We start from the raw sequence: 12127 nt of genomic DNA, 5'->3' as shown, positions 1-12127 counted from the left end.
TTCATTTAATCAAACCATATTATACCGAAAAACTAATCAAATAGAAAGATTTCTCTTCTAATACTATCGAAAAATTGACACGCGTTTTTTTTAACAGTTACCAAGTCATTTAGGACCTTATTATGTTTACTGACTAAAGAAAAAAAGAACCTAGTTTCCTAGATTCTTTATCTTCATTATTAGATATTTGACCAAACACTCTCAAGAATGTTTGTTTGTTCACGTCCAGGTCCTACAGAGAAGGTAGAGATACGTATACCGACCAACTCACCAATACGACGAACATAATTACGGGCATTTTCAGGAAGCTCATCTAAACTACGGCAACCTGTAATATCCTCTTCCCAACCTGGCAATTCTTCATAAATTGGTTTACAACGTTTCAATTGCTCAAGGCTAGCCGGATAGTAATCAATGCGCTCACCATCAAGATCGTAGGCTACACAAATTTTCACAGTATCAAGACCAGAAAGAACATCGATACAGTTCAAGCTAAGGTTTGTAATACCTGATACACGACGGCTATGACGCATTACCACTGAGTCAAACCATCCCACACGACGTGGACGTCCCGTTGTTGTTCCATATTCATGGCCAACTTCACGGATACGTTCACCCACTTCATCAAACAACTCAGTTGGGAAAGGACCATCGCCGACACGACTTGTATAGGCCTTACATACACCCACAACCTTATTAATTTTAGATGGCCCAACACCAGAACCAATTGTAACACCACCAGCAACTGGGTTTGATGACGTTACAAATGGGTATGTTCCTTGGTCAATATCAAGCATAACTCCTTGAGCTCCTTCAAAGAGGACACGTTTACCTGCATCAAGAGCATCATTCAAGATAACAGATGTATCTGTGACGTATTGTTTAATTTGTTGTCCGTAGGCGTAGTATTCTTCGAAAATCTCATCGAATGATAACTCTTCAGACTCATACATCTTACTGAAAAGACGGTTTTTCTCAGCCAGGTTTGTCTTCAAGCGACTAGCAAAGATTTCTTTGTCCAAAAGATCGGCAATACGGATACCAACACGCGCAGCCTTATCCATATAGGCCGGACCGATACCTTTGTTAGTTGTACCAATTTTATTGTCACCTTTAGCAGCTTCTTGCAGTTGATCAAGTTTAATATGGTATGGCAAGATAACATGTGCGCGGTCAGAAATGCGAAGATTCTCTGTTGATACACCTTCTGTATGAAGATATTCCAACTCTTTGACAAGTGATTTAGGATTCACTACGACACCATTACCAATGACAGAGATTTTCTCTGGGAAGAAAACACCTGATGGAATCAAGTGCAATTTGAATTTCTTACCATCGATAACAATCGTGTGACCTGCATTGTCCCCACCTTGATAACGTGCAATTACTTCGGCATCTTGACTTAGGAAGTCTGTGATTTTCCCTTTACCTTCATCACCCCACTGGGTACCTATAACAACTACTGATGTCATATTATTTTGATAACGGACAGCTCCATCTTTACGAGACTGTCCCCACCTTTCTTGAAAAACTTCACGGTGGGAATTTCACCCACAAGTTTTGCGTTACAGTTTATTATATCAGAAAAGAGACTAATTGTTCAACGATGAAATCTTTTATATCAAAATATTCTGACAGTTACAATCCAGATTGCAACTAATTACTTACTATATTTTTTAACCTTCTTCATATAATTGTTTAACTGCTTTTGATTCTTTAAAACTATTGTTTTGTCAGAATAATTTGGTAGTGTAAAATAAGTTGTGTAAACACAAAAAGGAATAAATCCGTTATAGTAGAGTTGCGAAACATTACTAGAAAGAGATTTATTCCTATGACTCAGTTTACCACAGAACTACTTAACTTCCTAGCCCAAAAGCAAGATAGTGATGAATTTTTCCGTACTTCTCTTGAAACAGCTATGAATGATATGCTTCAAGCAGAGTTATCAGCCTTTTTAGGGTATGAACCTTACGATAAATTAGGCTATAATTCTGGGAATAGTCGTAACGGAAGCTATGCACGGAAATTCGAAACCAAATATGGGACTGTTCAGTTGAGTATTCCTAGAGATCGTAATGGGAACTTTAGTCCAGCTTTGCTTCCCGCTTATGGACGTCGAGATGACCACTTGGAAGAGATGGTTATCAAACTCTATCAAACCGGTGTAACGACTCGAGAAATTAGTGATATCATCGAGCGAATGTATGGTCATCACTATAGTCCTGCCACAATTTCTAATATCTCAAAAGCAACTCAGGAGAATGTCGCTACTTTTCATGAGCGAAGCTTAGAAGCCAATTACTCTGTTTTATTTCTTGACGGAACCTATCTTCCATTAAGACGTGGAACCGTTAGTAAAGAATGTATTCATATCGCACTTGGCATTACACCAGAAGGACAGAAGGCTGTTCTTGGATATGAAATCGCCCCAAATGAAAACAATGGATACTGTCAATAATTATGTGTAAACACTCAAGTAGAGTTGAAGAATGTTAATCAAATAAGCTTTCAAGTGTGTCAGCATATTGGCCAAACCCTTTATGGATGCGTTGATTTTGCTTGAAATTATAATCTTCAAACAGGGTAACTAAATAACGTTCCAGAGCCTCCTCGTTAGGAAAAAGAACCTTCTTTTTCGTTTGACGTTTGATTTCTTTGTTAAGAGACTCAATGAGGTTTGTCGAATAAATGCTATGCCAAATCTGGTAGGGAAACTGATAAAAAGTTAAAAGATTATCCGTATTCTCCAGACTTTCCATGACTTTCCTATACTTTGGTTTCCATTCGGCGATAAAGTTCTCTAAAATTTGCACTGCCATTTCTAAATTTTCAGCACGATAAATCGTTTTAAATTGCTCCAGAATAACCGCTCTATCTGCTCGTTTCACTTTACTAGCTAGATTTCGACTAATATGAATTAAGCAACGTTGTTGTTTAGCTAATGGGTAAGCCTGATTGATAATCTGTTCAAGCCCCTTGAAGCCATCGGTCACTACAAGAGAAACCTGTTGGATTCCTTGGTTTTGAAGCTTGTCTAACAGGGTGGACCAAGAAGCATTGTTTGGTAGTGTAAAATAAGTTGTGTAAACACAAAAAGGAATAAATCCGTTATAGTAGAGTTGCAAAACATTACTAGAAAGAGATTTATTCCTATGACTCAGTTTACCACAGAACTACTTAACTTCCTAGCCCAAAAGCAAGATATTGATGAATTTTTCCGTACTTCTCTTGAAACAGCAATGAATGATCTGCTTCAAGCAGAGTTATCAGCCTTTTTAGGGTATGAACCTTACGATAAATTAGGCTATAATTCTGGGAATAGTCGTAACGGAAGCTATGCACGGAAATTCGAAACCAAATATGGGACTGTTCAGTTGAGTATTCCTAGAGATCGTAATGGGAACTTTAGTCCAGCTTTGCTTCCCGCTTATGGACGTCGAGATGACCACTTGGAAGAGATGGTTATCAAACTCTATCAAACCGGTGTAACGACTCGAGAAATTAGTGATATCATCGAGCGAATGTATGGTCATCACTATAGTCCTGCCACAATTTCTAATATCTCAAAAGCAACTCAGGAGAATGTCGCTACTTTTCATGAGCGAAGCTTAGAAGCCAATTACTCTGTTTTATTTCTTGACGGAACCTATCTCCCCTTAAGACGTGGAACCGTTAGTAAAGAATGTATTCATATCGCACTTGGCATTACACCAGAAGGACAGAAGGCTGTTCTTGGATATGAAATCGCCCCAAATGAAAACAATGCTTCTTGGTCCACCCTGTTAGACAAGCTTCAAAACCAAGGAATCCAACAGGTTTCTCTTGTAGTGACCGATGGCTTCAAGGGGCTTGAACAGATTATCAATCAGGCTTACCCATTAGCTAAACAACAACGTTGCTTAATTCATATTAGTCGAAATCTAGCTAGTAAAGTGAAACGAGCAGATAGAGCGGTTATTCTGGAGCAATTTAAAACGATTTATCGTGCTGAAAATTTAGAAATGGCAGTGCAAATTTTAGAGAACTTTATCGCCGAATGGAAACCAAAGTATAGGAAAGTCATGGAAAGTCTGGAGAATACGGATAATCTTTTAACTTTTTATCAGTTTCCCTACCAGATTTGGCATAGCATTTATTCGACAAACCTCATTGAGTCTCTTAACAAAGAAATCAAACGTCAAACGAAAAAGAAGGTTCTTTTTCCTAACGAGGAGGCTCTGGAACGTTATTTAGTTACCCTGTTTGAAGATTATAATTTCAAGCAAAATCAACGCATCCATAAAGGGTTTGGCCAATGTGCTGACACACTTGAAAGCTTATTTGATTAACATTCTTCAACTCTACTTGAGTGTTTACACATAATTATTGACAGTATCTAGACTTCGTATTACAATATACTCCTAATATTCAAAAGGTTAACGCAGACTGCACTATGTTTGCGTTTTTTGTTATAATTGTATAAAAGGAGTTATTTTATGATTGATACTATTGACATAGGTTCTTTAACGAAAAAAATTAGATTATCAAAAAAACTTTCATTAAAAGATGTTGCTGGTGATTATCTTTCGGTTTCGTTTTTATCTAAGTTTGAACGTGGCGAGTCTGAGATTTCACTTTCTCGTTTTCTTTGTATATTGGAAAATTTGGATGTAAGTATCGAAGAAATTTACGGAATTTTATCGAAAGATAATCCTACAAGAACTGAGGAATTACTAGCAAGGGTCAGTAAGGCATTTCAACAAAATAACATACCTGCTCTAAAAAAATATTATTATGAAGAAATAGAAAAGTTTAATTCAACACACAAAAAAATATTTTTATATAATTCTATTTTGATTGATTCATTTTTAATATCGATAACAGGTAAAAAAATGAATAAAAAACATATTGAAGTTATTTCTGATTATCTTTTCGATGTAGATCAATGGGGGAAAAGAGAGTTAGTAATATTAGGTAATAGTATGTCAGCGGTGCCTACAAATACATTAAATTTATTAATAAAAGAAATTATTTATAAGACTACTTTATTTGGTAATAATGAGGAAAATAAAAAAATAAAAATTGATCTTATTTTAAACGGAATCTCAATATTTTTAGAGAGGAAAGAACTAAATTATGCCAAGTTCTATATTGATCTTTTTGATACACTTACCATTCCTGAAGTTTATCTCTATGAGCGAGTGGAATATAATATATTAATAGGTACATATTGGATACTTATAGGTAAAATAGAAGTCGGCAAGAAGAAAATTGAACTAGCTTTGGAATCCCTCAAAAATTTAGGTGCTGAGAATTTACTGCTAATGAGAGAAAATGAATATGAAGAATTATTGAATTCTATTATATGACACTTTTTACTAAAAATAAAATACTGCTGTTACACTAGTTATATAGTTATACAGCAGTATTTTATTTTTAATAGGAGATTTATCATGGAAGAACTAATTACACCAAGTGAAAAGAGAATCATTAATAGAAAAAAAGGGGAAATATATGATTATATTTCATATTCAAATGCTTTTGTTCCTTATCAAGGTTGGAAAATTCATATATCTGCTAATTTAATAGATTATCAGTCTATTTTAGATAATGTTTACCATGTTTGTTCTATTTTTCAAACGCCATTTAAGTATATCAATAAAATATCTGAGTTATTCCGTATTTTATCAAAACACGTTTCGCAATTAGAGATTGGAAAATTTATAACTATATATCCTAAAAACAAAGAAACTTTTTTATTATTATTGGAAGAACTATATGATAAGATACCCAAATATACTGGAGTTCAAATTTTGACAGATAGAAGTTATAAAGACTCAGAAATAATTTTTTATAGATATGGAGTAATGAATGCACGTTTAATTAATAATGAGCGACCAAAACTTAAATTTAATGGAACCTTTTATGAAGATATAACGGAACCATACTATACATGTCCCCCATTTGTTGAAGATATCATATTTAATAAAGTTGTAGATGACTATAATATTGAATCTTTATTCCATGATAGATATCAAATGGAATCTATTATTCATAAATCAGGAGCAGGTAATGTATATATTGCGATTGATACTATTAATGAAGAAAAGGTTATTATAAAAGAAGCTAGAAAAAAAGTATATATTACAGAAAAGATTTTAGCAATAGATCTCCTTTTAAATGAAAAATGTATTCTAAAAAAATTGAAAGGTAAAGTCGATATTCCAAATTACATTGAGTGCTTTACAATTGAGGGAAATTTATATCTTGTTGAGGAATTCATTGATGGACAAAGATTGGATATTTTAAAGCCTGAATATAATTTGTTGATAAAACGAAATTCTAGCGAGTTAGGAAGATATAATAAAAAAGTAAAAAAAATAATTTCTAATCTATTTTTAAGTTTATATAAAATCCATCAGGAGGGAATAATATTAGAGGATATATCTTCAAGTAATATTCTTTTAACAAATGATGATAGAGTATTTTTTATTGATCTCGAAACCGCATATAATAAGAATGATGGAATTATTGTTGAGACGACAAATGAATGCTATCCCAAAAACATTTCTCAAAAAAATGAACAGCGAGATATTGTTAAAATGTGGTATTGTATAATTGATTTATTAACTAATTCTACTAGTCTTTTAAAATATGATAATACAGGAGTGAGTACCTTAAATTTATTTTATAAAATGAGTTTAGAGAATAATTTACCTAAATCTTTAAGAAAAAAATTTATTAATGATTTTAGTATAGTGGACTTTAAGAATACATTTATAATAAAATTTATTGAAATGGGTTTAAATATAGAAAAAATAGTTAGAATGCAACAAGATTTAACAGAAACTATACTTTCCCATAATACTTTTGAAATTTATGGGTAGTGTAAAATAAGTTGTGTAAACACAAAAAGGAATAAATCCGTTATAGTAGAGTTGCAAAACATTACTAGAAAGAGATTTATTCCTATGACTCAGTTTACCACAGAACTACTTAACTTCCTAGCCCAAAAGCAAGATATTGATGAATTTTTCCGTACTTCTCTTGAAACAGCAATGAATGATCTGCTTCAAGCAGAGTTATCAGCCTTTTTAGGGTATGAACCTTACGATAAATTAGGCTATAATTCTGGGAATAGTCGTAACGGAAGCTATGCACGGAAATTCGAAACCAAATATGGGACTGTTCAGTTGAGTATTCCTAGAGATCGTAATGGGAACTTTAGTCCAGCTTTGCTTCCCGCTTATGGACGTCGAGATGACCACTTGGAAGAGATGGTTATCAAACTCTATCAAACCGGTGTAACGACTCGAGAAATTAGTGATATCATCGAGCGAATGTATGGTCATCACTATAGTCCTGCCACAATTTCTAATATCTCAAAAGCAACTCAGGAGAATGTCGCTACTTTTCATGAGCGAAGCTTAGAAGCCAATTACTCTGTTTTATTTCTTGACGGAACCTATCTCCCCTTAAGACGTGGAACCGTTAGTAAAGAATGTATTCATATCGCACTTGGCATTACACCAGAAGGACAGAAGGCTGTTCTTGGATATGAAATCGCCCCAAATGAAAACAATGCTTCTTGGTCCACCCTGTTAGACAAGCTTCAAAACCAAGGAATCCAACAGGTTTCTCTTGTAGTGACCGATGGCTTCAAGGGGCTTGAACAGATTATCAATCAGGCTTACCCATTAGCTAAACAACAACGTTGCTTAATTCATATTAGTCGAAATCTAGCTAGTAAAGTGAAACGAGCAGATAGAGCGGTTATTCTGGAGCAATTTAAAACGATTTATCGTGCTGAAAATTTAGAAATGGCAGTGCAAATTTTAGAGAACTTTATCGCCGAATGGAAACCAAAGTATAGGAAAGTCATGGAAAGTCTGGAGAATACGGATAATCTTTTAACTTTTTATCAGTTTCCCTACCAGATTTGGCATAGCATTTATTCGACAAACCTCATTGAGTCTCTTAACAAAGAAATCAAACGTCAAACGAAAAAGAAGGTTCTTTTTCCTAACGAGGAGGCTCTGGAACGTTATTTAGTTACCCTGTTTGAAGATTATAATTTCAAGCAAAATCAACGCATCCATAAAGGGTTTGGCCAATGTGCTGACACACTTGAAAGCTTATTTGATTAACATTCTTCAACTCTACTTGAGTGTTTACACATAATTATTGACAGTATCAATTTATGGAAAAACAATATTAGAGTCAATTGATAATTATAAACATATTAGTAATATGGATTTAAAATTTTCTAGCGATCCCAGTTTCTCTTCTCTTTATGATAATTGTAATAAAAGTATAGATGACTTAATCGGAATCGCTATACTTGATAATAATTTTGAACTTTTTTTAAATTGTAATTTAGATGAACTACTACATAATATGAGCTACTATCAAAAATATTATCTACTCAGACTTTTCAATGACACTAAAATATGTGATAGAGTCTACTTTATAAAGGTCCTAAATTCAATCATCAAAAATGATATTAAGTGTATTGATGGAGTGAAATATATAAAATCCAATGAGTATTTTAGCCCATATTTAATAACTGGTAACTCTGGGTTAATCATTGAACTTATTAAGTTCAGTAAAAATAACAATACAATGAAGTTCGATGAATGGATTAGAAGTTTATCAGAAGGAATTAGTTATACATATGCTAAGGGAACCTCATTGTATTATGGATTAGCAGGATTGGGTTTGGCAAATGCTTGGCTTTATTATTATTTTAAAGAAACTTCATTTCTTAAAACGAGTATTAAGATTTGCGAACATATTTTTGATTTTTCTATTAAACAAAATACAAAAACTATATTGATAGACCCGATGTCCGAAGAAATTGATTATACATATTCAAAAGGAATGTTGGGGCAGTTGTACTTTATTAATGAGTTGCTAAATATAATTAAGGAATAACATAATGAAAAAATATATACTAAAATATAAACTGCTAAATCTTATACATATAATATTAATAGGATTTAGTTCTGCATTTTTAGTTGGAGCATCAGTCACACTCTCAATCATGTTAAATAAATTGGTTGAAAGTGATTTTAAAGGCTTCCTCATATGGTTAGGCATTGAATTTGGAGTTTATTTGTTATTTTTGGCAGATACATACTTAATTAGAGTAAATCAGACTAAATTAATTCAAAAAATGACTCTTTCTCTCAGAGATGATTATATTAACAGTCTAACTAGAAAATCGTTTAGTGAATTTAAAAATAAGACTGTTGGAGAACACTTGTCAATTTTAAATAACGATATAAAAATTATCGAAGAAAGCGGATTTGAAAGTTTTTATTCATTAGTTTCAACAGTTTTCACAACTTTTTTTTCAATTATTGCTCTGTTTAGTTATGATTATAGAATAGTGCTTTTATCTATACTACTTACTTTGATCCTAACTTACCTTCCACGAAGTTTTGCCCATAAGATGGAAAAAGCTATGAAAAGATTTTCTATAGGTAATGAAACATTTATTTCATCACTAACAGATCAATTACTGGGATATGATACGCTATATTATTCAAATAAAAAAGAGATGTTATCAATTAAATGTGGAGAGGTAATAAAAAAATTTATTTTTGAAAAAATAGTATTTATTAAAACTAGTAGCTTAATTGAAATAATAATGAGTTTATTTTCAATTATTTCTCAAATGTTAGTACTACTTTTAACAGGTTATCTTATCATTTTAAAACAAGTTTCAATTGGTTCAATATCATCAGTCGGACAAATTTCCGGAAATATATTTAACTCATTAACTACGTTTAATCAATTACAGGTATCAATATCATCAGTAAATATTATATTTGAAAAATTTGGAGCTTTTGAGAAGAGTTCCCATTATAGATATATTGATAAAGATATTGAAGAAATCAAGTTAACTAATGTCGGGTATTCCTTCAAAGATAAGGAAATTTTCAAAAATATAAATTGTAGTTTTGAAAAAGGAAAAAATTATGCCATAGTTGGAGAGTCAGGTAGTGGAAAATCAACTTTAATAAATATAATTTTAGGAAATAATAAGCAATATAGTGGAAGTGTAAAATACAATGATGTAGAGATATCTGATATTGAAGAATCTCAATTGTTTAAAAGCGTTTCATATATAGGAAATATTACTCATATTTATCATGATTCTCTTAGAAATAATTTAACACTTTGGGATAATAAAATAAATGAATCAGAAATTATCAATATCCTTAAACAAGTTAATTTAATAGATTTAATTCCACGATTAGATGATGAAGTAAGTATGTCTTTTTTATCAGAAGGGCAAAAGCAAAGATTAGGTATTGCACGTGCCTATCTTACTAAAACTAACGTAATAATAATGGATGAATCTATGGCAAATTTAGATAGAGATAACGCTTTTCTAATTGAGAACCAGCTATTAAACGATCCTACAAGGATGTACATTACTGTCTCTCATCACTTACAGGAAAAACTACTAGATAGATTTCATAGTATTATTACACTTTAAATTGAGAATTCAATGTTACTATACACAACAAAAATTAATTTATACAAAAATAATATTTATCAAAAGTTTGGAAATTATTTCGGGGACAAATGATGGGACATTTCCTCTTTAGACAAGTAAGAAAGCCTTTATTTAAAGGCTTTTTTATGTATAGTATGATGCCCCCTACATGAATTTGTATGAATTTTTCATATTGAAAATAATCAAAAATGTTGAAATATAAGTTATTTTTAGAAGATACTTGGAGCATTTTTAAATATAATTATTTCAAAATGGGGCAAAAGTGGGGCAAAAACGAATGACTCATAAAGGTTTCCAACTTGCTTTGAAAACCAGGCTTGAAAAAGGCTCGTAAAGCATCGAAATTTAGTAAACGTTAAAACTGATTTACACTTATTGAAAGCATTTCGTATCCAAAATACGGGATTCTTTTTCCATAAAATCAAGAGAGGTTGGGCAAAAACTACAAGTTTACCCTTCTGATTAAAATTTTAATAACCAAAAATAGCTTGGAATCAACGTTTATAATGACGCAATTCTAAGCTATTTTTTATTTTTAAGGTTTCTTGCCTAATCTCTTTATCATTTGGCTAACCTACTCCGATAACGATAATACCTTCAAGTATTACAAACAACAAACTAAACAATGCTTTTTTATTCATGGTAAATACCTCTTTTCGTTTTCTTATATGATATAATATTTTTAATATTTGTGAAGAAATTTCCCTTATAAGCAATTTAGGAGGTGACTAGAATGAAATATGGAAAAATTTTTAAAAAATTTAGAGAATCTCGAGGTTTATCTTTAAAAAATGTTGCAAAATCAGGTCTTTCAAGTTCCCATCTCTCAAGATTTGAAAATGATGAGGCTGATTTAACCATCAGCAATTTTTTTAGCGTTAGATGCAATACATATGCCTATCGAAGAATTTGTTTACGCTGTACGTGATTTCCGCAGAGATGACTTTAATGAACTTTTAGAAAAGATTCGGTATTTAGTATCAAATCGTGATATAGACGGAATGAAAAAGCTATTAATTAGCCAAATGGAAAAGAAGGATAAAAAGGAACCTTTCGCTTCATTTAACACAATTTTGATTAAAATAAGATTACAGGATTTATCAGGAGAAACTTATGTAACAGACCAAGAGATTGTTACTATCAGTGATTACTTGTTTTCTGCGGAATACTGGGGTTATTATGAATTGCTACTGTTTATGAATACAATAGACGCTTTAAATCATAACACAATGATGATTTTAGCCAAAGAAATGTGTCATCGTTTGGATTTTTATAGAGATATTCCAAATAATAGACGTTTATTGGCAACTATGTTGCTCAATGCTTATATCACCTGTATTGAACGCAATGAATGGATGGACGCTCTTTATTTTGAAAAACAGCTAAAATATTGTAACTTTTCAGAGACTGAAATGTATGAAAAACTAGTGCTCCATTATGCTAATAATTTATATGATCTAAAGAAAAATAATAATCGACATGCTGTTTTGGAAATGAGAAAATGTATTGCTGCCACGAAATTGGTAGATAGCAATCAAATATCTATAAAATTTGAAAATTATTTACAAAAAGTATTAGATGACATGAGGTGAATTGCGTATAAGGGAAAATATTATC

At 32.0% G+C, this 12127-nt stretch carries 7 protein-coding genes and 3 pseudogenes; 8 read left to right on the top strand and 2 right to left on the bottom strand.

Features of this window, described 5'->3' with window-relative positions:
- Positions 1-179 precede the first annotated feature (179 nt).
- Complete coding sequence (locus MHH90_RS00555; protein ID WP_011681720.1) at positions 180-1472, bottom strand: adenylosuccinate synthase; 1293 nt, start codon at positions 1470-1472, stop codon at positions 180-182.
- 362 nt (positions 1473-1834) lie between these two features.
- Here MHH90_RS00555 and MHH90_RS00550 point away from each other — a divergent pair.
- Positions 1835-2446: pseudogene (locus tag MHH90_RS00550) on the top strand (IS256-like element IS1191 family transposase); the annotation flags it as partial.
- Positions 2447-2495: 49 nt separating this feature from the next.
- Here MHH90_RS00550 and MHH90_RS00545 read toward each other — a convergent pair.
- A pseudogene (locus MHH90_RS00545) lies at positions 2496-3065 on the bottom strand (IS256-like element IS1191 family transposase); the annotation flags it as partial.
- Between the two features lie 90 nt (positions 3066-3155).
- Between MHH90_RS00545 and MHH90_RS00540 the strand changes: the two are divergent.
- From MHH90_RS00540 to MHH90_RS00510, 7 genes and pseudogenes are all read left to right on the top strand, one after another.
- A complete protein-coding gene (locus tag MHH90_RS00540) occupies positions 3156-4331 on the top strand; it encodes an IS256-like element IS1191 family transposase (protein ID WP_340725732.1) in 1176 nt (391 codons plus the stop codon).
- Between the two features lie 147 nt (positions 4332-4478).
- Positions 4479-5351, top strand: a complete 873-nt coding sequence (locus MHH90_RS00535) for a helix-turn-helix domain-containing protein (protein WP_011681722.1) — start codon at positions 4479-4481, stop codon at positions 5349-5351.
- A gap of 84 nt (positions 5352-5435) precedes the next feature.
- Positions 5436-6869, top strand: a complete 1434-nt coding sequence (locus MHH90_RS00530; RefSeq protein ID WP_340725735.1) for a class III lanthionine synthetase LanKC N-terminal domain-containing protein — start codon at positions 5436-5438, stop codon at positions 6867-6869.
- Positions 6870-6953: 84 nt separating this feature from the next.
- Positions 6954-8129, top strand: a complete 1176-nt coding sequence (locus MHH90_RS00525) for an IS256-like element IS1191 family transposase (protein WP_340725732.1) — start codon at positions 6954-6956, stop codon at positions 8127-8129.
- A 37-nt stretch (positions 8130-8166) separates the two neighbouring features.
- A complete protein-coding gene (locus MHH90_RS00520) occupies positions 8167-8916 on the top strand; it encodes a hypothetical protein (RefSeq protein WP_340725734.1) in 750 nt (249 codons plus the stop codon).
- A 4-nt stretch (positions 8917-8920) separates the two neighbouring features.
- A complete protein-coding gene (locus MHH90_RS00515; protein WP_002948640.1) occupies positions 8921-10489 on the top strand; it encodes an ATP-binding cassette domain-containing protein in 1569 nt (522 codons plus the stop codon).
- A 754-nt stretch (positions 10490-11243) separates the two neighbouring features.
- Positions 11244-12102 (top strand): annotated as a pseudogene (locus tag MHH90_RS00510) (Rgg family transcriptional regulator).
- The last annotated feature ends 25 nt before the right edge of the window (positions 12103-12127 follow it).

It is taken from the genome of Streptococcus sp. FSL E2-3488 (assembly GCF_038003585.1).
GTDB classification, from domain to species: Bacteria; Bacillota; Bacilli; order Lactobacillales; family Streptococcaceae; genus Streptococcus; species Streptococcus thermophilus.
Note: the sequence above shows the minus strand (reverse complement) of the source record. Positions and strands in the feature narration are given on the sequence as shown.